A 21,705-nucleotide genomic window follows, 5' to 3' on the forward strand; every position below is an offset into this window, starting at 1 on the left:
CGGGTAGGAAGAAAGAAGAAGCCTGTTTTTGTGTTTAGGACCAGTAATATTGTAGAAAGCGACCTTCTTTTATGGGGAGAAGGAATTCCCTGATGGTGTGTGGTAGTGGTTGGTACTTAATTTGTGCCGAAGCGGATATTAGAATAGAATGATGAATTTTTATAGAGGTGAACGAAATGAAAGTAGTAGTTGGATCGAAGAATAAAACGAAGGTTGGCGCTGTGGAGAAGGTTTGGAAAGATGCTGAAATTACATCTCTTTCTGTTCCGTCAGGAGTATCAGCTCAGCCTTTCTCAGATGAAGAGACGATGCAAGGAGCGATCAATAGAGCGAAGCGAGCGCTAGAGGACGGAGAAGCTCCAATTGGGATTGGGCTAGAAGGCGGCGTAATGAAAACGGAGCACGGTTTATTTATGTGTAACTGGGGCGCGCTAGCAACAAGTGATGGGAAAGTATTTGTGGCCGGAGGAGCGCGTATTACGTTACCAGACGATTTTTTAGCACCTCTTGAAGATGGTAAGGAATTAAGCGAAGTGATGGAAGAGTTTGTGCAGCGAAAAGATATTCGTAGTCACGAAGGTGCGATCGGTATTTTTACAGATGATTATGTCGACCGTACGGAATTATTTGTACACGTTGTTAAGTTGTTAGTTGGGCAATATAAGTATGACAAAAAGCAAGCATAAACCTTGCACCGTGCGCGATGTATGGTAGTATAAAAGAAAGATTATAACATGAAAAATGTACCCGTTAGAGGAGGAAATATAGATGAAGTCATTAGAAAGCATGGAGCAATTCCAACAGTTAAAAAATGAAGAGAATGTAGTCTTTATGTTCTCAGCAGAATGGTGCCCAGACTGCCGCTTTGTAGACCCATTTATGCCAGAAGTAGAAGAGAAATATAGTGATTTCTCATTTTACTATGTAGATCGCGATGAGTTTATTGATCTATGCGTAAAATTAGACGTATTTGGCATTCCGAGCTTTGTAGCGTACAATAAAGGTGAAGAAACTGGTCGCTATGTAAACAAAGATCGTAAAACACAAGAACAAATCGAAGAGTTCATTGAAGGTTTAAAATAAGGCAATTTGCCAATTGAATTGTAAAACAACCTCTACCTTCGCGGGGGAGGTTATTTTTTTGGAAGGGAGGAAAAAGAGATGAAGATGACAAGTAAAAAGATGAAAGATGAGTTAATAAAGAAATTATCTCGCCCAGAATGGGACTTTCAGTATGATAGTGAGAAAGAAGTTTTACGTATTGAACAAAAAGACTCCAAAAAAGGTATTAACGTATCGCTTCCAGGAGTTGTGGCAAAATGGGAAGTGAACAAAGAAAAGGCAATTGAAGAAGTTGCTTATTACGTACAAGAAGCGCTAATTGCGATGCATAAAGAAGAAAATAGCGGAGCGAAAATTTTACCTGTTATTCGCTCTACTTCTTTCCCGAAACAAGCAGAAGAAGGAAATCCGTTTATTATGACGGATCATACGGCGGAAACACGTATTTACTATGCGTTAGATTCGAATAAAACGTATCGACTAATTGACGAGCGTCTATTACAAAAATTAGAACTTACAGAACAGCAAGTGCGTGAAATGGCATTATTCAACGCACGCTCATTAGGTTATGAATTTAAACAAGACACAGTAGCGGGGAATACATTCTACTTTTTAAACACAAATGATGGGTATGACGCGACTCGTATTTTAAACGAATCGTTACTACAATCGATGCGTGAAAAGATTTCTGGTGACATGGTTGTTGCTGTTCCTCACCAAGATGTATTAATTATTGCTGATATCGTCAACGAAATCGGTTATGATATTATTGCACAAATGACAATGAAATTTTTTGCCGAAGGGCATGTTCCGATTACATCACTTTCATTCGTATATGAAGATGGAGAATTTGAACCAATCTTTATTTTAGCGAAAAATCGGAAGAAGACAGATGGAAAAGAGAAAGGATGAACGAAGTGAACGTTTTTTACAACCTTGAAGGAATTGGTGACACTTTAATTGTTGCCTTACAAGATATTACTTTAGAGAACCGTACTTTTGATCGCAAAGGAGATGTTGCACGCGTATACGATCGTGAAAGCAACGAGACAGCAGGATTCAACATCTTTAATGCATCTTCTTACTTAGAAGTAAAAGAAACAGGCAACCTTACATTAACGAAAGAGCTTGTAGAGAAAATCAACGAAATTTTAGCGAAGAATGGCTTTGAAGAAACAGTAGAAGCAGATCTTTCTCCGAAATTTGTTGTAGGCTATGTAGCTGAAAAAGAAAAACATCCAAATGCTGATAAGTTAAACATCTGTAAAGTAGAAATCGGTACAGAAACATTACAAATCGTATGTGGTGCACCAAACGTTGATGCAGGACAAAAAGTTGTCGTTGCAAAAATCGGCGCTGTAATGCCAAGCGGTATGTTAATCAAGCCAGCTGAGCTTCGCGGTGTTCCTTCTTCTGGAATGATCTGCTCTGCACGTGAATTAGAGCTTCCAGATGCTCCACAAGAAAAAGGTATTCTTGTATTAGAAGATAGCTTTGAAGTTGGACAAGAGTTCAAATTTTAATTGATATAAGAAAAGAGAGGTTGTCCTTTTGGACAACCTCTCTTTTTTTGCATTCATTGTTGGTAATTCGAAATTTCGTGTTGAATCGTTGATATATTGAGAATAGTGATAGATATATTTAAAAAATCGTTGATATATTGAGAATAGTGATAGATATATTTAAAAAATCGTTGATATATTGAGAATAGTGATAGATATATTTAAAAAATCGTTGATATATTGAGAGTAGTGATAGATATATTCAAAAAATTGTTAATATGATAAGGATGTCACCTTTTTTCTTAAAATCTATATTGTATTTTATAAACAAACTAGTTAAAATTTAGAAAAATAGAAGGAGATAGACGTATGAAACAGCAACCAAAAATCGCAGAACTTCTAAAACGAATTGAAACTTCAAAACAGCAAGATGTTGAGCTAGGTACTTATGAAATATATTTGTTTAGTGAAAGTGAATTAGAAAAAGGACAAATCGGTTACCGATACGATAAACATAAAAATTCATTAATAAGTGAAGAACACGGAAAATGGAAAGAAGAATGGATTACAATTGGATATGAAACGGATATGGGCGATCCAGTTTTCGTAAATATAGATGATGCCGCTTATCCGCTTTATACTGCAGAACGTGGTACAGAAAAATGGCAGCCAGTTTATATTGGAAATATAGATGAGATTATAGGGCAATTATAAGAAAAACTTTGAATCCGGTGCAAAGTGATGGGGGAGAAGTATGAAGTATATAAAAATAATGAGCATGATTGCATTCATTGGAATATATATGGCCGGTTGTTCACAAGAGCAGCCGAAAAAAGAAACTACATCTTCTATACAAGAGAAAAACAAAGATACCAAAGAAGACGCACCGGTAGAAAAGAAGCAAGAACAAGAAAAGAACGAAGAATCGCAAGCAATTCAAACGAATGACCAAGTAGAACATAAGCAAGAGGAAGTATCATCTGATGAAAAGAAAGAAGAAACTACGCCAGTGCAGCCGACTGAGCAACCAGTGCAAAATAATGAACAAAAAATAGAGAGTAATGAAAAACAAGAGAAGTTTCTCGTCGTTATTGATCCAGGGCATCAACAAAAAGCGAATTTAAATTTAGAGCCGATTGGACCAGGGGCAACAACGCAAAAATATAAAGTGACAGACGGTACAACAGGTGTTGTGACGAAAAAGAGAGAGGCTGTACTTGTATTAGAAATGGCTTTTTTATTAAAAGAAAAGCTTGAAGCAAAAGGGATACAAGTATTAATGACGAGAACATCACAAGACGTTGATATAAGTAATAAAGAAAGGGCGACATTCGCAAATAATCATAAGGCTAATTTATTTTTACGTCTTCATGCAGATGGTTCTGAAAATCCAAACCAAAGTGGATTCGCTGTATTGACGCCGGCAGAAGGAAGTCCGTATACGAAAGAGATTTATGCGGAAAGTCTTCAAATCTCTCAAATGATTGTAAATAAAATGAGGGAGAACCAGCAAGTAAAAGTAAATGGAATTAAATTTCGGGATGATCTTTCTGGATTTAATTGGGCAAAGGTTCCTGGTGTGTTATTAGAACTTGGGTTTATGTCAAACCATGAAGAAGATAAAAAATTATCTGACCCGCAATATGTAAATTCTTTATTGCAAAGTGTAACGGATAGCATAGATGCATATCAGAAGAGTAAAGCTTAAGCGCAGTCTTATATGAAAGGCTGCGTTTTTTCATATGAAACACTCGTAAATTAGAATATTGTGGATAAATATGACATGCTTAATTTTACCTGCACTTTTTGCCGAATGCTGATACAATAAAGGATGTTACTATTTAGTAGAAAGAGTGGTAAGCATGTTAGATTGGATGAAAAAGCTGTTTAACAAAGAGGAAGAACAAACAGCGATGAATAAAGAAGTACCAAAGCAAATTGAAAGTCAGCCGAAAATTCCTCGTGTAAACCACTACACTGAAGCAAGAGAAGCACAAATGGCAAGTAGGAATGCAGGTAAATGCCGTTTTCCTTTAGTACCGGATAATGGGTTCGATGAAGAGGATGAAAGCGAAGTAAATCGCTTCGAAGAACAACCTGTTCAAGGAGTAACATATGAAGAACCGACTGCCCAAAGAGGAATAAAGGTGGAAAGAAGCAGACGACCGTATGTGGAAAAGGTAGTTTCTACATATGAAGAGCCGGAAGTGCAATATGAACCGGTGCGGGAGTCTGTCGTTAAAAAGGCATCTGTACCTTCGCAAGAGAGTAACCGTAGACCATTTCGTCCAACAGAAATGATTTCGCCAATTTATGGATATAATCGTCCTTCAGTAGAGAAAAAGGAAGAAAAGCAGGAGGAAGTAAAGGAAAGAGAAGACCTTGAAATATCTGTAGAGGGTAAATCAGTCGTTGATGCATGGTTAGAGAAAAAAGGATATACATTATCTGATTTCTCAGAAGGACAAGCACCAACTTCTTCTAGTCATAGAGCTGCTAACCAGCAAGGGGAGCAACAATATGAAGAGAATAAAAAGGAAGAAAAGTCAGTAGTTGATCAATGGCTAGAGAAAAACGGTTATGAAATTGAACGCCAAGTGCCTTTAGTAGAAGAAAAAGAAGTGATTCAAGAAATGAGTACACCGCAGGAAGTTTCAGCGGATGAATTACTTCATAAAACAGTAGCTGAGCAGATGGAAAGTGCTAAGCTAGAAAAAGATGTAGTGGTGTTAAACAAAAACAATCTACAAGAAGAATTAGTAGCTTCTAAAGTAGAGCACGAGGATACAATATTATCAGAAGAAATTAAACGTAATACAGAAATAAAACAACCTACTATTGAAGTAGAAAAGCAAGCTCCAGAAGAATCAGTGATTGTCAAAGCAGAAGAAAAACTTGAAGAAACAATCATTGTGGAAATACTAGAAGAAGTGTCAAAAGTAGAAGTAATTGCAGAAACGGAAGAGTTTGAAGAAGTAGTTATGGAAACAGAGGCACCTGAAGAAGTGGAAGTAATTACAGAAACAGAAGAGTCAGAAGAAGCTGAAGTAATTGCGGAAGCAGAAGAGTCAGAAGAAGTGGAAGTAATTGCAGAAGCGGAAGAGTCAGAAGAAGTAGAAGTAATTACAGAAACAGAAGAGCTAGAAGAAGCTGAAGTAATTGCGGAAACAGAAGAGTCAGAAGAAGTGGAAGTAATTGCAGAAGCGGAAGAGTCAGAAGAAGTAGAAGTAATTACAGAAACAGAAGAGCTAGAAGAAGTAGAAGTAATTGCGGAAACAGAAGAGCTAGAAGAAGTAGAAGTAATTGCGGAAGCAGAAGAGTCAGAAGAAGTGGAAGTAATTGCGGAAGCAGAAGAGTCAGAAGAAGCTGAAGTAATTGCAGAAATAAACGCGCCTGTAGTAGAGACATTTGTAGCACTTGAGGAAATTCAGCAAGAAGATGAAGCAATTGAACAAAAGAGTGAATTCATATATGTTGCTGAGGCTGATGAACAAACGAAGAAAGATGTTCAAAGCTTTGCGGATGTTTTAATTGCAGAAGAACAACGAGTTGTAGAAGAAGCGCCAGTCGCAGAAGAGCAACAAGTTGTAGAAGAAGCACCGGTCGTAGAAGAGCAATCAGTTGTAGAAGAAGCGCCAGTCGTAGAAGAACAACCAGTTGCCGAGGAAACACCAGTCGCAGAAGAACAACCAGTTGTACAAAAAGAAGAACCAAAACGTGAGAAAAAGCGTCATGTACCATTTAATGTTGTTATGTTGAAACAAGATAGAACACGATTAATGGAAAGACATGCAGCTAGAGCAAATGCAATGCAGCCTTCTGCTAATGTACGAGTAGAGAATAAGCCAGTGCAACAAGAGGTAGCAGAACCACAAGTGGAAGAACGCCCAGTGCAGCAAGTAGTAGCAGAGCCACAAGTGGAAGAACGCCCAGTACAGCAAGAGGTAGCAGAACCACAAGTGGAAGAGCAACCAATGCAGCAGGTGGTAGCAGAACCACAAGTGGAAGAACGCCCAGTGCAGCAAGTAGTAGCAGAACCACAAGTGGAAGAGCAACCAATGCAGCAGGTGGTAGCAGAACCACAAGTGGAAGAACGCCCAGTGCAGCAAGTAGTAGCAGAACCACAAGTGGAAGAGCACCCAGTGCAGCAAGTAGTAGCAGAGCCACAAGTGGAAGAACAACCAATACAGCAAGTAGTGGTAGAGCAAGTACAAAAGCCAATTTCAAGTACGGAAGTACAAGAGAAAGCATATGTTGTAAATCAAAGAGAGAACGATATGCGAAATGTATTGCACACACCACCGACATACACTGTTCCGCCATTAGCGCTGTTGTCGATTCCACAGCAATCAGCGTTAGATAATACAGAATGGTTAGAGGAGCAGAAAGAATTATTAGATACAACGTTTAATAATTTTCACGTTGGAGCACATGTTATTAATGTATCGCAAGGGCCAGCAGTAACTCGTTTTGAGGTGCAGCCAGACCCAGGTGTGAAAGTAAATAAAATTACAAATTTAAGTGATGATATTAAGTTAAGCTTAGCTGCGAAAGATATTCGTATTGAAGCACCGATTCCAGGGAAGAGTGCGATTGGAATTGAAGTTCCAAATAAAGAAAGTAAGCCAGTATTTCTTCGCGAAATTTTAAGAAGTCCTGTATTCACAAAGAGTGAATCACCGCTTACTGTTGCGCTTGGACTTGATATTTCAGGGGATCCAATTGTAACGGATATTCGAAAAATGCCGCACGGACTTATTGCGGGTGCAACGGGTTCAGGTAAAAGTGTGTGTATTAACGCGATTTTAACGAGTATTTTATATAAAGCGAAACCACATGAAGTGAAGTTAATGTTAATTGATCCGAAGATGGTTGAGCTTGCACCATACAATGCTGTTCCACATCTTGTAGCACCTGTTATTACGGATGTAAAAGCAGCAACAGCTGCATTAAAATGGGCAGTTGAGGAAATGGAACGTCGTTATGAATTGTTTGCGCACGCAGGTGCTCGTGATTTAACTCGTTATAATACGATTGTAAGTGAGCGAGAAATTCCGGGAGAAACATTACCTTATATCGTTATTGTCATTGACGAGTTAGCCGACTTAATGATGGTAGCACCTGGTGATGTTGAAGAAGCGATTTGTCGTATTGCGCAAAAAGCACGTGCTTGTGGTATTCATTTATTAGTAGCGACGCAGCGTCCATCTGTAGATGTTATTACAGGTTTAATTAAGTCAAACATTCCAACGCGTATTGCGTTTACTGTATCATCTCAAGTTGATTCGCGTACGATTATCGATATTGGTGGCGCGGAGAAATTACTTGGCCGTGGTGATATGTTATTCTTAGGGAACGGTACATCTAAGCCTGTTCGTGTACAAGGTGTATATGTATCAGATGATGAGATTGAAAAGACAGTTGATCATGTGAAAAAGCAAATGAAGCCGAATTACTTATTTAAGCAAGAGGATTTATTAGCGAAAACAGAACAAGCTGAGTCGGAAGACGAATTGTTCTTCGAAGCATGTCAATTTGTTGTAGAACAAGGGGGAGCGTCCACATCTTCTGTACAGCGAAAATTCCGCATCGGTTATAATCGCGCAGCACGTCTCATTGAAGAGATGCAATCGCAAGGAATTATTTCTGAAGCAAGAGGAACGAAGCCAAGAGATGTCCTTATTTCTGAGGATGAATTCGCTGCTATGCAGGAAACAAATGTATAGTAAACGGTTATGCTGTATACTAAGAGAAAATGTTGGATAGTAAAGTAGGGAGTAAAGCGACATGAAAGAAATTGAATTAAAATTAAAAGGTGAAATAAATAGACTAACAAATAAAACATTTAAATTTGACGAACGTGTTGGAGAAGGGTGGTTCTCTGCCGTTTACTTTTTAAAGACTAGAGAAATCATCGAAGAATTTCGCCCGAAAAGTGTTGTAACGATGCAATTTTTCCAAAAGGAAAATGCAGTTCTTTGCGGAACGGATGAAGTAATTGCGTTGCTACAAACATTCGCTAAAAATCCTGAGGAACTTGAGATTAACTCTTTAAAAGATGGCGATAAAATTAGTCCATTTGAAACAGTGTTAACAATTCATGGTCCTTATGAAAATTTCGGATTTTTAGAAGGTGTCATTGATGGGATTTTAGCTCGTCGTACATCGGTTGCGACAAACGTATATAACGTTGTCCAAGCTGCGCGTAGCGTAGATAAAGAAAAACCAGTTATTTTCATGGGAGATCGTGACGATCATTATACACAACAAGCTGGTGACGGTTATGCAGCATACATCGGAGGTATGAGCGCACAAGCGACGCATGCGATGAATGAATGGTGGGGCAAAAGTGGTATGGGGACGATGCCTCACGCATTAATTCAAATGTTTAATGGTGATGTTGTAGAAGCGGCAAAAGCATATCATAAGAAATTCCCAGAAGATGAATTAGTTGTATTAATTGATTACAACAATGATGTCATTACAGATGCACTTCGCGTAGCGCGTGAATTTGGATCAACATTAAAAGGTGTACGTGTAGATACGTCCCGCACGATGATTGATCAATACTTCATTCGCCACCCAGAAGTACTTGGAACATTCGATCCACGTGGTGTAAACCCATCGCTTGTATTCGCACTTCGTAAAGCACTTGATGAAGAAGGATTCCAGCATGTAGACATCGTTGTAACTGGTGGATTTGATGAGAAGCGTATTCGTGAATTTGAAGCTCAAAACGTACCTGTTGACATATACGGGGTAGGAAGTAGCTTATTAAAAATGAATATTGGCTTTACTGGTGATAATGTAGAATTAAATGGGAAACCAGAAGCAAAAGCTGGTCGTAAATATCGTCCAAACCCACGTTTAGAGCGTGTTCAATTAGAAAAAAGAGAAGAGATGTAAAAGAGAGAAAAACTGATAGGTGATTGACCCTATCAGTTTTTCTGTTATCATAGTATAGCGGCTTCTTTTTTGCTATAATGGACTTGTTATGGATATATAAAGAAGTACGTACGAGTTTATCCTGATAAGTGAAGGGAAGAATAACTTCACTACATCAAAAATGTATGATGATTACCAAAATAAGAAAAGATTCATATACTGTCTTATAGATAGGCCGTTGTATTAGTTCGAAATGTTGGAGGTTCTTTAAGATGACAGTTTACCATTTTGTAGGAATTAAAGGAACAGGAATGAGTTCATTAGCGCAAATTCTTCATGATATGAAGCATACTGTTCAAGGGTCTGATTATGAAAAGCGTTTCTTTACACAAACAGCGTTGGAAAAGCGTAGTATCTCGATCCTTCCTTTTGATAAGAATAATGTAGAAGAAGGACAAGTGATTATTGCAGGAAATGCATTTCCTGATACGCATGAAGAAATCGTAGCAGCAAAAGAATTAAACATCCCAGTCCATCGTTACCATCATTTCTTAGGTGACCTGATGAGCCAATACACAAGTGTTGCTGTAACTGGTGCACACGGAAAAACATCAACAACAGGTTTGTTAGCCCATGTAATGCAAGGTGCACACCCAACATCTTACCTTATTGGAGATGGAACAGGGCATGGGGTAGAAAATAGTAAGTATTTTGTATTTGAAGCTTGTGAGTATCGTCGTCATTTCTTGTCTTATAATCCAGACTATGCAATTATGACGAATATTGATTTTGATCATCCAGATTATTTTGCAGACATCAATGATGTATTCAGTGCATTCCAAGAGATGGCATTGCAAGTGAAAAAAGGCATTATTGCATGTGGAGATGATGAAGAACTTCAAAAAATTCAAGCGAAAGTACCTGTTATTTTCTATGGATTTGGAGAAGATAATGATTTCCAAGCACGCAACATCCAAAAGAGAACAGATGGCACGATATTCGATGTATTCGTTCGTAACACGTACTATGATACGTTCAAAATTACAGGATACGGCAATCACAGCGTATTAAATGCGTTAGCAGTAATCGCGCTTTGCCATTATGAAAATGTTGATGTAGAAGCAGTAAAACATCAATTAACAACTTTTGAAGGCGTAAAACGTCGCTTTAATGAAAAGCCGATGGGAGAGCAAGTAATCATCGATGACTACGCACACCATCCGACAGAGATTAATGCAACGATTGAAGCTGCTCGTCAAAAACATCCAGAGCGTGAAATTGTCGCTGTATTCCAGCCACACACATTCTCACGTACAGAAAAGTTCTTAGATGAGTTCGCAGAAAGCCTAAGCAAAGCTGATCAAGTATACTTATGTGATATTTTCGGATCAGCACGCGAAAACAAAGGTGAATTAACAATCGAAGATCTGCAAAAGCGTATTGACGGTGCAGAACTAATTACAGATACAACAACGGATGTATTAAAGAAACATAAAAACGGCGTTCTAATTTTCATGGGCGCAGGAGACATCCAAAAATTCGAAGCAGCTTACGTAAAAGAAGTTCAAGTTGCAGAGAAGTAATAGGAAAGACGCATAGCTTGGCTATGCGTCTTTTTTGTGTGCTATGTTGGCATATATGATTCTTGAGGTTAGTCGATAAGTCGATATATTAGCGTGTATTTCTTTAGTTATAAATGTTAGAATAATAAGAAAAATAAAAAGGGGACCAAAAAACATGTTCACACTTCGAGTAGACGATGAAATCGAATTACAGTTATTAGAGAAGCATCATAAGGAGGAACTATATCAATTAATAGATCAAAACCGTAATCATTTACGAAAATGGCTCCCTTGGGTAGATGGGACGAAATCTGCTGATGCTTATGATGAGATTTTTCCGATGTGGTTAAAGAAATTTGCAGAGGGAGATGGTTTTGAAAGTGGCATACGTTACAAAGGAAAGCTCGTTGGGATGGTAGGTATTCATCCAGTGAGCTGGGGGAAGAAAGCGACGAGTCTTGGGTATTATCTTGCAGAAGATGCTGGCGGGAAAGGTATTATGACGCGTAGTGTGAAGGCTGTACTTCACTATGCATTTGAGAATTTAAAATTAAATAAAATGGAAATTAGATGCGGTGTTGAAAATGTGAAAAGCCGCGCTATTCCAGAACGTTTAGGATTTAAGTTAGATGGCATTTTAAGAGATGATGAATGGCTATATGATCATTTTCACGATATCGCTGTATATAGTTTACTAGCTTCAGAGTGGAAGGAGATTCGATGAACGAGAAGATACGCATTATTCCGTATGAAAGTACGTTTCAAGAGGAAGTAGTAGATCTTATCGTTCATATTCAGCAAAAAGAGTATAATGTTTCAATTACGAAAGAAGAGCAACCTGATTTACTTGAAATAGAAACATTCTATCAAAAGGATTACGGAAACTTTTGGATAGCAATTTATGATGGTAAAGTAGTTGGAACAGTAGCTTTATTAGATATTGAGAATCATCAAGTAGCGTTAAGAAAAATGTTCGTGAAGAAAGAGTTTCGCGGAAAAGAATGGGGCGCATCACATATGTTGCTTCAAACAGCAATTTCATGGGCTGAGGATAAAAAATTGAAAGATATTTACTTAGGAACAACAGTAAAATTTTTAGCGGCACATCGTTTTTATGAAAAGAATGGTTTTGAAAGTGTGAGTATAGACGAGTTGCCGAAAAACTTTCCGGTGCTACAGGTAGATAAGAAATTTTATAGGTACATTTTGTAAAAGGTCATTTAGAAATGGCCTTTTTCTATGAAGCAAAATGGAAATAGTGGTATAATTTGGGTTAGGGGGTGTAGGTATGAACTTTCCAATTCAAAGAAGTAAGTCAGTAGTCATTTTCGTTTGTCTTACGTTAGCGTTTATGTTTATATATCCAATTGTCATGCTTTTCACCAATAAAGCGCATTGGATGTCAGCGTTGATTGGGATGGGTTTATGCTTCATTGTAAATGTACCACTCGTTTGGGAAGTATTTATTAAAAAACATAAAGTAGAAAATGGCGTATTAAAGTACGGTATTTTAAATGATGATATTGTATTAAAAGATGTGAGAATTATACGTCAGGTCGGAAAGTCTCTTGAAATTACGACGAATGCATATAAAGTACATATCGTTGCGATGCCGCAAAATATGGATGAATTCTTGGGGCTTATAGAGAAAGAAAATCCACATGTGAAAATAGAAATGGTAGGAAAGAAATAAAAACGCTCGGCGAAAATTCCGAGCGTTTTTATTATTATTTTAAGTTCTCTGGGTTTAAAGCTTCTAGTTCAGGTACAACGAAGCGTCCGTCTTTACGGATTAGTACGTCGTCGAAGTAAATTTCGCCGCCGCCGTATTCAGGGCGTTGGATGCATACTAAATCCCAGTGGATGTTCGAGTTGTTGCCGTTCCATGCATCGTCGTAAGCTTGTCCAGGAGTGAAGTGGAAGCTGCCATCGATTTTTTCATCGAATAGGATGTCTCCCATTGGATGTAAGATGTATGGGTTTACGCCAATTGCGAACTCACCAACGTAGCGTGCGCCTTCGTCTGTATCGAAGATTTTGTTAATGCGCTCTGTATCGTTTGCAGTTGCTTCAACGATTTGACCGTTCTCAAACTTAAGTTGTACATTTTCAAATGTATAACCGTTGTAAGGAGATGGTGTGTTGTAAGAAACTGTACCGTTAACAGAATCACGAACTGGTGCAGAGTATACTTCACCGTCTGGAATGTTTAAATGACCTGAGCATTTAATTGCTGGAATGTCTTTAATAGAGAATGTTAAGTCAGTTCCAGGACCAGTTAAACGAACTTTATCTGTTTTATTCATTAATGTAACAAGGCTATCCATTGCCTTATCCATTTTACCGTAGTCTAAGTTACATACTTCGAAGTAGAAGTCTTCGAAAGCTTCTGTACTCATTTTAGCAAGCTGTGCCATAGAAGCATTTGGGTAGCGAAGAACAACCCAGCGTGTTTTTGGAACGCGAATGTCTCTATGAACTTTTTTACCAACTGTTTGGCCATGAACTTTCATACGCTCACTTGGAACGTCAGCTTGTTCATTAATATTATCACCAGAGCGAAGGCCGATATAAGCGTCCATGTCTTTCATTACGCTTGCTTCATATGCAGCGATTTGTTCGAAATGTTCTTCAGTAGCACCCATTAATAAAGAGCGATCTACTTGATGATCTTTTAAAGAGACGAATGGGAAACCACCAGCTGCATATGCTTCTTTTACAAGTGCAGTTACAAGTTCTTTTTGTAAGCCAAAGTTTTCAATTAATACTTTTTCACCTTTTTGTAAGCGGATAGAGTAGTTAATTAAATTGTATGCTAACTTTTCAATACGTGGATCTTTCATATGTAAAGCCTCCCTACTAATTATGTATCCTCTCCTATTGTAACCTACTTAGTGGAATTTGTTGAATGATTTATGTTACAGTTAACGAATAAGTATGAAAATTCTAATGATGAGATAGGGATTAGAATGAAACGGAAAATGATTGTATAATAGGGGAAAGTATGAAAAAGATAAAGGAAGTGATGAAATGCAAGTTCTTTTATATGTAAGTGCGGCTATTATCGCGGTTGCTTTCGCAGTATTAGTAGTGTATGTATGCAGAACGTTGTTATCGGTTCAGAAGACGTTGGAAAACGTTGCAAGCACGTTAGAAGGTTTAGAAAAGCAAATGCAAGGAATTAGCGTAGAGACAGAGCAATTATTACATAAAACGAATGCGTTAGCTGATGATATTCAACAGAAGTCACAGTCATTAAATAAAGTGGTAGCGGGTGTAGATGGGATTGGAACGACAATCCAATCTTTAAATACGAAGCTTCGTAATGTATCGGACTCTGTAACGGACGAAATTGAAAATAACGCTGATAAAGTAGCGCAAGTTGTACAGTGGAGCAGTGCGGCGATTGAAGTATACAATCATTACCGTGCGTCGAGACAAGAGAAGAAGGTTGAAAAAGAAGAGCGTAAATTAGAAAGAATTGAGAAAAAAGCTGAAAAGAAAGAGAAGCGCTCTAGATTTCGTATGAGAGGTGAATCGTGATGAATATGACAAAACTTGAAACAATTGAAGAGCTTGAAGTCTTAGTAGAAAAGAACGAACCGTATGTGCTTTTTAAACATAGTACGACATGCCCGATTAGTCACGGTGCATACACAGAATTTCAAGCGTATTGCAGCGAAGAAAGAGAAGTGCCAGCGTATTACTTATACGTACAAGATGCGAGAGATGTGTCAAATCGTGTTGCAGAACAATACAGTATTAGACATGAATCACCGCAAGTGCTATACATAAAAGATGGGATGGTAGTATGGAATACATCTCATTGGAATATTAAAAAAGATGCTTTAGAAGAGAATATAAAGTAAAAAGAAGCAAGCTAAAGGTGCTTGCTTCTTTTTTTTGTTTTTGTTGAAATATATTTAGTGGTACACTATTAATAGTTCAAACTAAATAACTAGATTGTTGAAAGTAGGTTTTAAGTAATGAAGAAAATGGCATTATCCTTCGCAGTCGTAAGTTTATTACTGGGAGCTTGTAGTAACAATAGTAATACGATTAGTAAGAAGGATGAAGTTATACAAAAAGATACAAAAGAAAAAAGTATGATTCCGAGAACTGCTGTTTCTAAAGATTATTATAGAACTGTTATTCCTTTAAAAGAACAAAAGGTTATTAATACAGCTAATATAAAAACAAATTCTAAATTAGATTTAGCAGAGTATGAAAATGGTTTAATAAATATTGCAACGCAGCAATTTGATACAGAGAGTCACGTACTGCAATTAAACCAGTATATTCCAGAGAAACTAATTGATGAACTAGTTGCGAAAGTAGAAGCGCCAGTTTTGACGAATATTATAGAACAAGACTATTTCGGAAAACAGAATTCAAATGAACTAAGTTTATCTGGTGTTATGATAGGTTTAGCTATGTCTTCAAGTGTATCGAATGAAGAAGCTATGTCTAAAGGGACTGAAGTTGCTAAACAACTTATTGAAGCTATTAACAAAAATGATAAGTATAACAAATCTCCAATTACGTTTGCTATCTTTAAGCAAGAAAGTACTAGTTCTTTAAAAAATGGTACGTATATTGCTAGTGCTACTGTTCAAAAGAATGATACGAACCTTGGAAATTGGAGTACAATTGATGAAAAGTCGTATTCATATCCTTCTGATGAATTTACACAAGCACATGGAGAAGATAATACAAAAATAAATAACTTTGCTAAGGAAATAAAAGGTTTTTCTAATGGAGATTTTATTCCAGTCAACGCTAAAGTTTCTTATAAGAAAGATCAAATGGATACATTAAATATGAATATTGTTATTAAATATAACGGTAAAACAGAATTAATGGCTCTTACCCAATTAGCTGCGCAAGGTATGTTAGACAAATTGCCTAAAGATGCGAAAGTACAATTACAGATCAAGTCCGAGAGTAAAATCGAGGCTGTGATTATAAAAGAGAAAAACAGTGATAAACCGTTTGTTTCCTTCTTGTAAAAAAGACAGTATGTAAACTGTCTTTTTTTATTTTAAATGAAAATATACAACGTTTTTTGATAGTAATTCATTGCTGTATATCGTGTGACAATCGTATATGTATCAGCTATAATAAGTTATCTTAAAAAAGTAACATATAGGAATTTGAAAGAGGTGGCTTTCTTATGGCATCACAACAATTAGGTCGTTTACGTTCTGAAATTGATCAACTTAATTTACAAATATTAGAGTTACTAAACGAAAGAGGTCGTCTCGTACAAGAAGTTGGTAATTTAAAAGAAGTACAAGGTGTGAAACGTTTTGATCCTGTACGTGAAAGAAATATGCTGGATTTAATTGCAGAGAATAATAATGGTCCATTTGAAACTTCGACTTTACAACATATTTTCAAACAAATTTTTCAAGCTGGTTTAGAATTACAAGAAGATGATCATCGTAAAGCATTACTTGTTTCTCGTAAGAAAAAAACAGAAAATACGATTGTTGAAATTAATGGTGAAAAAATTGGTGACGGAAATCAGCATTTTATTATGGGGCCGTGTGCAGTGGAAAGTTATGAACAAGTACGTCAAGTTGCTGAAGCAATGAAAGAACAAGGTCTGAAATTAATGCGTGGTGGTGCGTTCAAACCACGTACTTCACCGTATGATTTTCAAGGTCTTGGATTAGAGGGATTACAAATTTTGCGCCAGGTAGCAGATGAATATGATTTGGCTGTTATTAGTGAAATTTTAAATCCGAATGATATTGAGATGTCATTAGATTACGTTGATGTTATTCAAATTGGCGCTCGCAATATGCAAAACTTTGATTTGCTAAGGGCAGCTGGTGCTGTAAATAAACCAGTATTATTAAAACGTGGTCTATCAGCAACGATTGAAGAATTCATTAATGCGGCAGAATATATTATGGCAAAGGGAAATGGGAACATTATTTTATGTGAACGAGGTATTCGCACGTATGAAAGAGCGACGCGTAATACGCTTGATATTTCCGCTGTGCCGATTTTAAAGAAAGAAACACATTTACCTGTCGTTGTCGATGTAACGCATTCTACAGGGCGACGTGACCTTCTTTTACCAACTGCAAAAGCAGCGATGGCAATTGGTGCAGACGCAATTATGGCTGAAGTACATCCAGATCCAGCTGTAGCTTTATCTGATGCAGCGCAACAAATGAATATACCGCAGTTCAATGATTTTATGAATGAATTAAAATCATTTGGAAGTAAATTATAAAAACTTTTAATGGGCTGTTCCAAAAGGCATTTTGGAACAGCTTTCTCTTATTGTATAGCGACTGTCATTGTCGATTTTTGTTGGTAAGTTGATATATTTAAAAAATCGCTGATATAATTAGAGTTGCGGTCGATATATTTGGAAAATCGCTGATATATTTCGAGTTACAGTCGATATATTCGAAAAATCGCCGATATAAATTTCATTTACTATCGTACTGCTTAAAATAAGATTTCTACTTAGGAAACATCTATTTTTTTACAAAAAATGCCCTTTTTTCATAAAAAATACGAAAATACGAGAAAAGAAGCGAATTTTTTCGAAACTTTTGCGGGAAAATATTGTATGAGTCTGCGTTTTTATCGTATCATTAGTAAAAGGAAGAACTCGGGACGATTGGTGGCATCTGCAAATAGAGTTGATGTCTTTTTTTCATTCAAGTAACCGATACATAAAAATAGATAACAAAAATAGAAGGAGTGTGCGATGAGATGAACGTAACAATCTATGATGTAGCGCGCGAAGCAAACGTTTCAATGGCTACCGTATCTCGTGTTGTGAACGGTAACCCAAATGTAAAGCCTACAACAAGAAAGAAAGTATTAGAAGCAATTGATCGTTTAGGATACCGCCCAAATGCGGTAGCACGTGGACTAGCAAGTAAGAAGACAACTACAGTAGGTGTTATTATTCCTGATATCTCAAATACGTTTTATGCAGAACTTGCACGTGGAATTGAAGATATCGCAACAATGTACAAATATAACATTATTTTAAGTAACTCTGACCAAAACAAAGAGAAAGAGTTCCATTTATTAAATACGATGCTTGGAAAACAAGTGGACGGAATTGTTTTCATGGGTGAAGATATTACAGACATTCACATTGAAGAATTTAAAAAATCTCCAGTACCAATTGTATTAGCAGCGTCATTTGATGAGCAAAATGAAACGCCATCAGTAAATATTGATTATACACAAGCAGCTTATGATGCAATGAAGCATTTTATCGAGCAAGGACATAAACGTATCGGTTTCGTCTCTGGTCCTTTCATTGATAAAGCGGGAAGTGCGAAGAAGTTACAAGGTTATAAAAAAGCTTTAGAAGAAGCTGGTATTTCATATGATGAAAATCTTGTAATCGATGGAGATTACACATATGACTCAGGTATCGAAGCATTCGAAAAGCTTTGGAGCAATGATGAAAAGCCAACAGCAATCTTCGTGTCTTCTGATGAAATGGCACTAGGTGTAATCCATGCAGCACAAGACGCTGGATTAAACGTACCAACTGACGTAGAAGTACTTGGTTTCGATAATACACGTCTTGCATTAATGGTTCGTCCGCAGCTTTCAACAGTTGTTCAACCGATGTATGATATCGGTGCAGTAGCAATGCGTCTATTAACAAAGTATATGAACAAAGAAAAAGTGGAAGATCACACTGTTATCTTACCTCACCGTATCCAATTTAGAGATTCAACGAAGTAAGTATAAAAAAGCTCACAGCGATTGCTGTGAGCTTTTATTCGGATTCAGGATAGTATTTTTGTACGACTGCATTTACCATTTCGTCTTTCTTAATGTGTAAAAATCTTGCGTACAGTTCTTTTCCGGTTTCAAATGGTGTATCGTCTAATTCAAACACATGCAACACTTTTCGGAACTTCCACGTTATTTGCTCACCGTACACATTATCGTACGTATCTTCAGATTGCATAGCAATTTTTTTACCAAGTTCGTGAGCATCTTCTAAATTGTTTGCTTTAACAAGAATAATACTTTCTTCAAAAAGTGTATCGTGATTCTCTTCATAATGCTCATCAATTTTCGTAGGATCAGGCTCACTACAATGAACAGATTCAAACAATAATTTTACAGCGTACATATTATGCTGCATGTTTCACTTTATAAATAATACTTGCGACAAGCGAAGCAGGTATTGTAAATACGTTACTTTGATAATGGTAATGTACTTGGGATTCTTCATAAGACATATTGTCATATAGTTCGTTTTGTGAGACATTCATTTTTTTCTGTTTTTCTTTGAGCATTTTAATGTAGTTGTACTGTATTGGGACGAGAATGATGAAATAAGCTAATACGATTAGTGAAATCCAAATCATTATGAACACTCCCCTATAAAGAATATTTCTATATAACAATTATATCAATAAAAAGAAAAAATAACCATTTTTTTTGTTGGAGCTAATTTTCTTCTAAAAATGCGAACAGTTCCTTTTGGTTTTTTAAATTGTGATCAATACATGTTCGAGCAACATATTTCAATCCTTGTAATAATGCATCTACGTGAAAAGTATCATAATGAATTATATTTCCCTCTACCATCGTTTCGTCTTTTTGCAAGTTAATTGATATTTTTAGTACAGTTATATTACTTTGTAAATTTACAACTTCGATGTAAAAAAACTGTTTGTCTAAGTCAATCGTAACATAATCGAATCGTTCGGATAGCTCTAATTTATATGTAGTAGTATAGTCCAAATGAAAGCCTCCTTATTGTATAAGTGTATGTTATAATGCCTTCGCTATAGATGGGGCTATTCCTTGTTATATGTCACATAAGTGCAAATTTAACTATTATAGGGCAATGTCATGTATAATAGAAAGAAAAGGCTTGTGAGGGGGGAAAAGAGATGATCGTTCTTTGGATAATTACGCTTTGTATGACTGCTATTTTTGCATATATGACGTTAAAACAAAATGGTTTAAAGCGATTTGTTCCAGGAAGTATTCTTGCAGGAATTGCCCTTATCACGTATGTAATTTCTATTTTTATTGAAAGTGTATCAGTAGATATGAGCACAAGTTTAATGTTTATTGGTATTACACTATTTGCAGGTAGCATTATGGTACTTATGGTTGCTGGTATTATTTTATTTATTCATATGAATTCGGAAACGTTATAGCATATAGAAAAGGCATGTCCCGAGGGACATGCCTTTTTATCCGTTCAATTATGCTCTATCTTTAGAAGAGTTTTGCTGTTTTAGTAAGTCGCGAATTTCGCCAAGAAGAACTTCTTCTTTTGTTGGTTCTGGAATTTCTTCCTCTTTTTCTTCTTCTTCTTTTTTAGATGTTAGTTTGTTGAAAACTTTAACAAACATAAAGATAGAAGCTGCGATAATTAAGAAGTCAAAAATTGTTTGGATGAAGTTACCATACATAACAGCAGATTTACCGTATCCAAAGTGTAAATCTGTAAAGTCAACGCCACCTAATACCATACCAAGTAATGGTGTGATGATATCTTTTACTAAAGAACTAACGATTTTACCGAATGCAGCACCGATTACAACCCCGACAGCTAAATCAACGACATTCCCTTTGAAAGCGAATTTTTTAAACTCGTTCCACATGTGTTAATCCCATCCTTTCCACGATTCATTATGAAATTTATAATTCCTATCAACATATTCTATAGAAATTTATGAGAGAAATAAAGAGGGAATGGGAATGAAAGTAAATTCTGAAAAATGTATCCGTTTTAATTTTTGTTTACATCATCTAGTAAAGATTGTAGCATTTGCTGTGTTTTTAATCCTTCTAATCCATCTACAACGGGCTTTGTATCGCCTTGTACACACTCAATAAAATGATGAACAGCATCTTCAAAACCACGTTGTTTTAACGTCGTATCCCATGATGGGGAACCACTTTGTGAAACTGAGTTTTCCTGTTCAATTTCAAATGTATTCATATTTTTTACGCGAATGATTTTCCCTGGCGTTACAAGTTCAATTTGTTCTAAATTAGTACCGGCATGGCGATGCATTGCAGTAGAAAGTAACAGTCCACTTGGAGTTGTATATGTATGATGTCCGTAAAGAAGTTCATTCTTTTCATTGATTTGCATCATATTGTGAACGGCGTTAAGGTCATCATTAGCTAACCAGCGAGCGGTATCTACAATGTGTAAATAATCATCTAACATAGTGAAGTCGTACGTATATGGCCCGACTTTATTTGTACGATGCTTTTCAATTCGAATCCATGAAATATCATTAGCCTGTTCTTTGGCAGCGACATACATAGGAACGAATCTGCGATTAAATCCGACCATTAATTTTCGGTTATACTTCTCGCTCAACTCGACTAGTTGCTCAGCTTGTTCCACTGTAGCTGCTAGCGGTTTATCAACATAAACGTCGATCCCTTTTTTTAGAAGTTCGGAAACGATTTCATAATGCGATGCAGTTGAACTATGAACGAAGATTGCATCGCATTCCGAAGCTAACATTTCAATAGAATGAAAGTCTTGAATTCGGTATTGCTGGCAAACTTGTTTTCTTTTCTCTGCATTAGGTGTAAACGCCCCTACAAAATTCCAATCAGTTTCTTTTGTAAGTGTTGGAAGATAGGCCTTTTGCGCAATACTTCCAAGTCCAATCATTCCGATTTTAGGTATATTCATTTTATCTCCGCCT

The 21,705-nt window shown here is 36.7% G+C and carries 24 protein-coding genes; 18 read left to right on the forward strand and 6 right to left on the reverse strand.

Going from position 1 to position 21,705, the window contains the following annotated elements; genetic code table 11:
* Nucleotides 1-176 precede the first annotated feature (176 nt).
* The 12 genes from AC22L0_RS13200 to AC22L0_RS13255 all read left to right on the forward strand — a co-directional run bounded on the left by AC22L0_RS13200 (nucleotide 177) and on the right by AC22L0_RS13255 (nucleotide 12,704).
* Nucleotides 177-686, forward strand: a complete 510-nt coding sequence (locus tag AC22L0_RS13200; protein ID WP_000869937.1) for a DUF84 family protein — start codon at nucleotides 177-179, stop codon at nucleotides 684-686.
* A gap of 82 nt (nucleotides 687-768) precedes the next feature.
* Entirely contained in the window at nucleotides 769-1,083 is a 315-nt protein-coding gene (locus AC22L0_RS13205) for a thioredoxin family protein (RefSeq protein ID WP_000838193.1), read from the forward strand.
* A gap of 78 nt (nucleotides 1,084-1,161) precedes the next feature.
* Nucleotides 1,162-1,974 (forward strand): DUF1444 domain-containing protein, encoded by an 813-nt coding sequence (locus AC22L0_RS13210; protein WP_000784588.1) that lies wholly within the window; start codon nucleotides 1,162-1,164, stop codon nucleotides 1,972-1,974.
* Nucleotides 1,971-2,585 carry a YtpR family tRNA-binding protein gene (gene ytpR / locus AC22L0_RS13215; protein WP_001006761.1) on the forward strand — a complete coding sequence of 205 codons (615 nt, stop codon included), beginning with the start codon at nucleotides 1,971-1,973 and terminating at the stop codon, nucleotides 2,583-2,585. Before AC22L0_RS13210 ends, ytpR begins: the two co-directional genes overlap by 4 nt.
* 348 nt (nucleotides 2,586-2,933) lie before the next feature.
* Nucleotides 2,934-3,278, forward strand: a complete 345-nt coding sequence (locus AC22L0_RS13220; protein ID WP_000813342.1) for a hypothetical protein — start codon at nucleotides 2,934-2,936, stop codon at nucleotides 3,276-3,278.
* Between the two features lie 40 nt (nucleotides 3,279-3,318).
* Nucleotides 3,319-4,272: an N-acetylmuramoyl-L-alanine amidase gene (locus tag AC22L0_RS13225; RefSeq protein ID WP_000874039.1), complete on the forward strand. Its 954-nt coding sequence runs from the start codon at nucleotides 3,319-3,321 to the stop codon at nucleotides 4,270-4,272.
* A gap of 154 nt (nucleotides 4,273-4,426) precedes the next feature.
* The gene (locus tag AC22L0_RS13230) at nucleotides 4,427-8,290 is read left to right on the forward strand and encodes a DNA translocase FtsK (protein ID WP_487272291.1); all 3,864 of its coding nucleotides are present in this window, start codon (nucleotides 4,427-4,429) and stop codon (nucleotides 8,288-8,290) included.
* Between the two features lie 61 nt (nucleotides 8,291-8,351).
* The gene (locus AC22L0_RS13235; RefSeq protein WP_000658370.1) at nucleotides 8,352-9,470 is read left to right on the forward strand and encodes a nicotinate phosphoribosyltransferase; all 1,119 of its coding nucleotides are present in this window, start codon (nucleotides 8,352-8,354) and stop codon (nucleotides 9,468-9,470) included.
* Nucleotides 9,471-9,721: 251 nt separating this feature from the next.
* Nucleotides 9,722-11,032 (forward strand): UDP-N-acetylmuramate--L-alanine ligase, encoded by a 1,311-nt coding sequence (murC, locus tag AC22L0_RS13240; protein WP_000219468.1) that lies wholly within the window; start codon nucleotides 9,722-9,724, stop codon nucleotides 11,030-11,032.
* A gap of 154 nt (nucleotides 11,033-11,186) precedes the next feature.
* Nucleotides 11,187-11,735: a GNAT family N-acetyltransferase gene (locus AC22L0_RS13245; protein ID WP_087967221.1), complete on the forward strand. Its 549-nt coding sequence runs from the start codon at nucleotides 11,187-11,189 to the stop codon at nucleotides 11,733-11,735.
* Entirely contained in the window at nucleotides 11,732-12,223 is a 492-nt protein-coding gene (locus AC22L0_RS13250; RefSeq protein WP_087967223.1) for a GNAT family N-acetyltransferase, read from the forward strand. Before AC22L0_RS13245 ends, AC22L0_RS13250 begins: the two co-directional genes overlap by 4 nt.
* A 76-nt stretch (nucleotides 12,224-12,299) precedes the next feature.
* Complete coding sequence (locus tag AC22L0_RS13255) at nucleotides 12,300-12,704, forward strand: PH domain-containing protein (protein WP_001010627.1); 405 nt, start codon at nucleotides 12,300-12,302, stop codon at nucleotides 12,702-12,704.
* 34 nt (nucleotides 12,705-12,738) lie between these two features.
* Here the strand turns inward: AC22L0_RS13255 and AC22L0_RS13260 are convergent, their stop codons facing one another.
* Entirely contained in the window at nucleotides 12,739-13,854 is a 1,116-nt protein-coding gene (locus AC22L0_RS13260; protein ID WP_000654731.1) for an aminopeptidase, read from the reverse strand.
* Nucleotides 13,855-14,041: 187 nt separating this feature from the next.
* Here AC22L0_RS13260 and AC22L0_RS13265 point away from each other — a divergent pair, with 187 nt between their 5' ends.
* The 5 genes from AC22L0_RS13265 to ccpA all read left to right on the forward strand — a co-directional run bounded on the left by AC22L0_RS13265 (nucleotide 14,042) and on the right by ccpA (nucleotide 18,748).
* Nucleotides 14,042-14,554, forward strand: a complete 513-nt coding sequence (locus tag AC22L0_RS13265; protein WP_001197720.1) for a DUF948 domain-containing protein — start codon at nucleotides 14,042-14,044, stop codon at nucleotides 14,552-14,554.
* Nucleotides 14,554-14,880, forward strand: a complete 327-nt coding sequence (gene ytxJ / locus AC22L0_RS13270) for a bacillithiol system redox-active protein YtxJ (RefSeq protein WP_001057469.1) — start codon at nucleotides 14,554-14,556, stop codon at nucleotides 14,878-14,880. The genes AC22L0_RS13265 and ytxJ overlap by 1 nt, the downstream gene beginning before the upstream one ends.
* A gap of 117 nt (nucleotides 14,881-14,997) precedes the next feature.
* Nucleotides 14,998-16,020 carry a CamS family sex pheromone protein gene (locus AC22L0_RS13275; RefSeq protein ID WP_000738025.1) on the forward strand — a complete coding sequence of 341 codons (1,023 nt, stop codon included), beginning with the start codon at nucleotides 14,998-15,000 and terminating at the stop codon, nucleotides 16,018-16,020.
* 164 nt (nucleotides 16,021-16,184) lie between these two features.
* Nucleotides 16,185-17,258 carry a bifunctional 3-deoxy-7-phosphoheptulonate synthase/chorismate mutase gene (locus AC22L0_RS13280; RefSeq protein ID WP_016110801.1) on the forward strand — a complete coding sequence of 358 codons (1,074 nt, stop codon included), beginning with the start codon at nucleotides 16,185-16,187 and terminating at the stop codon, nucleotides 17,256-17,258.
* Between the two features lie 491 nt (nucleotides 17,259-17,749).
* Entirely contained in the window at nucleotides 17,750-18,748 is a 999-nt protein-coding gene (ccpA, locus tag AC22L0_RS13285; RefSeq protein ID WP_001103297.1) for a catabolite control protein A, read from the forward strand.
* Nucleotides 18,749-18,782: 34 nt separating this feature from the next.
* Here the strand turns inward: ccpA and AC22L0_RS13290 are convergent, their stop codons facing one another.
* From AC22L0_RS13290 to dhp61, 3 genes are all read right to left on the reverse strand, one after another.
* Nucleotides 18,783-19,145: a DUF4288 domain-containing protein gene (locus tag AC22L0_RS13290; protein WP_002103708.1), complete on the reverse strand. Its 363-nt coding sequence runs from the start codon at nucleotides 19,143-19,145 to the stop codon at nucleotides 18,783-18,785.
* Nucleotide 19,146: 1 nt separating this feature from the next.
* Nucleotides 19,147-19,383, reverse strand: coding sequence for a DUF3949 domain-containing protein (locus AC22L0_RS13295; protein WP_000637899.1), 237 nt, complete (start codon nucleotides 19,381-19,383; stop codon nucleotides 19,147-19,149).
* Between the two features lie 82 nt (nucleotides 19,384-19,465).
* Nucleotides 19,466-19,762 carry a protein Dhp61 gene (dhp61, locus tag AC22L0_RS13300; protein ID WP_000386756.1) on the reverse strand — a complete coding sequence of 99 codons (297 nt, stop codon included), beginning with the start codon at nucleotides 19,760-19,762 and terminating at the stop codon, nucleotides 19,466-19,468.
* 152 nt (nucleotides 19,763-19,914) lie between these two features.
* Here dhp61 and AC22L0_RS13305 point away from each other — a divergent pair, with 152 nt between their 5' ends.
* Nucleotides 19,915-20,187, forward strand: a complete 273-nt coding sequence (locus tag AC22L0_RS13305) for a DUF3917 domain-containing protein (protein ID WP_000636589.1) — start codon at nucleotides 19,915-19,917, stop codon at nucleotides 20,185-20,187.
* Nucleotides 20,188-20,235: 48 nt separating this feature from the next.
* Here the strand turns inward: AC22L0_RS13305 and mscL are convergent, their stop codons facing one another.
* Together mscL and AC22L0_RS13315 are read right to left on the reverse strand one after the other, a co-directional pair.
* Nucleotides 20,236-20,637 (reverse strand): large conductance mechanosensitive channel protein MscL, encoded by a 402-nt coding sequence (gene mscL / locus AC22L0_RS13310; RefSeq protein WP_000267010.1) that lies wholly within the window; start codon nucleotides 20,635-20,637, stop codon nucleotides 20,236-20,238.
* Nucleotides 20,638-20,765: 128 nt separating this feature from the next.
* Nucleotides 20,766-21,692, reverse strand: a complete 927-nt coding sequence (locus tag AC22L0_RS13315; protein ID WP_001025050.1) for a Gfo/Idh/MocA family protein — start codon at nucleotides 21,690-21,692, stop codon at nucleotides 20,766-20,768.
* Nucleotides 21,693-21,705: the final 13 nt, after the last annotated feature.

The organism is Bacillus sp. LQ01, from assembly GCF_057624735.1.

What these genes read in the sequence shown, in the direction of transcription:
- AC22L0_RS13275 (WP_000738025.1), top strand. Translation starts at nt 14,998, where the DNA reads ATGAAGAAAATGGCATTATCCTTCGCAGTCGTAAGTTTATTACTGGGA.
- ytxJ (WP_001057469.1), top strand. Translation starts at nt 14,554, where the DNA reads ATGAATATGACAAAACTTGAAACAATTGAAGAGCTTGAAGTCTTAGTA.
- AC22L0_RS13250 (WP_087967223.1), top strand. Translation starts at nt 11,732, where the DNA reads ATGAACGAGAAGATACGCATTATTCCGTATGAAAGTACGTTTCAAGAG.
- ccpA (WP_001103297.1), top strand. Translation starts at nt 17,750, where the DNA reads ATGAACGTAACAATCTATGATGTAGCGCGCGAAGCAAACGTTTCAATG.
- AC22L0_RS13225 (WP_000874039.1), top strand. Translation starts at nt 3,319, where the DNA reads ATGAAGTATATAAAAATAATGAGCATGATTGCATTCATTGGAATATAT.
- AC22L0_RS13245 (WP_087967221.1), top strand. Translation starts at nt 11,187, where the DNA reads ATGTTCACACTTCGAGTAGACGATGAAATCGAATTACAGTTATTAGAG.
- AC22L0_RS13280 (WP_016110801.1), top strand. Translation starts at nt 16,185, where the DNA reads ATGGCATCACAACAATTAGGTCGTTTACGTTCTGAAATTGATCAACTT.
- AC22L0_RS13290 (WP_002103708.1), bottom strand. Translation starts at nt 19,145, where the DNA reads ATGTACGCTGTAAAATTATTGTTTGAATCTGTTCATTGTAGTGAGCCT.
- AC22L0_RS13220 (WP_000813342.1), top strand. Translation starts at nt 2,934, where the DNA reads ATGAAACAGCAACCAAAAATCGCAGAACTTCTAAAACGAATTGAAACT.
- murC (WP_000219468.1), top strand. Translation starts at nt 9,722, where the DNA reads ATGACAGTTTACCATTTTGTAGGAATTAAAGGAACAGGAATGAGTTCA.
- AC22L0_RS13295 (WP_000637899.1), bottom strand. Translation starts at nt 19,383, where the DNA reads ATGATTTGGATTTCACTAATCGTATTAGCTTATTTCATCATTCTCGTC.
- ytpR (WP_001006761.1), top strand. Translation starts at nt 1,971, where the DNA reads ATGAACGAAGTGAACGTTTTTTACAACCTTGAAGGAATTGGTGACACT.
- AC22L0_RS13260 (WP_000654731.1), bottom strand. Translation starts at nt 13,854, where the DNA reads ATGAAAGATCCACGTATTGAAAAGTTAGCATACAATTTAATTAACTAC.
- AC22L0_RS13235 (WP_000658370.1), top strand. Translation starts at nt 8,352, where the DNA reads ATGAAAGAAATTGAATTAAAATTAAAAGGTGAAATAAATAGACTAACA.
- AC22L0_RS13200 (WP_000869937.1), top strand. Translation starts at nt 177, where the DNA reads ATGAAAGTAGTAGTTGGATCGAAGAATAAAACGAAGGTTGGCGCTGTG.
- AC22L0_RS13230 (WP_487272291.1), top strand. Translation starts at nt 4,427, where the DNA reads ATGTTAGATTGGATGAAAAAGCTGTTTAACAAAGAGGAAGAACAAACA.
- AC22L0_RS13315 (WP_001025050.1), bottom strand. Translation starts at nt 21,692, where the DNA reads ATGAATATACCTAAAATCGGAATGATTGGACTTGGAAGTATTGCGCAA.
- AC22L0_RS13265 (WP_001197720.1), top strand. Translation starts at nt 14,042, where the DNA reads ATGCAAGTTCTTTTATATGTAAGTGCGGCTATTATCGCGGTTGCTTTC.
- AC22L0_RS13305 (WP_000636589.1), top strand. Translation starts at nt 19,915, where the DNA reads ATGATCGTTCTTTGGATAATTACGCTTTGTATGACTGCTATTTTTGCA.
- mscL (WP_000267010.1), bottom strand. Translation starts at nt 20,637, where the DNA reads ATGTGGAACGAGTTTAAAAAATTCGCTTTCAAAGGGAATGTCGTTGAT.
- AC22L0_RS13205 (WP_000838193.1), top strand. Translation starts at nt 769, where the DNA reads ATGAAGTCATTAGAAAGCATGGAGCAATTCCAACAGTTAAAAAATGAA.
- AC22L0_RS13210 (WP_000784588.1), top strand. Translation starts at nt 1,162, where the DNA reads ATGAAGATGACAAGTAAAAAGATGAAAGATGAGTTAATAAAGAAATTA.
- AC22L0_RS13255 (WP_001010627.1), top strand. Translation starts at nt 12,300, where the DNA reads ATGAACTTTCCAATTCAAAGAAGTAAGTCAGTAGTCATTTTCGTTTGT.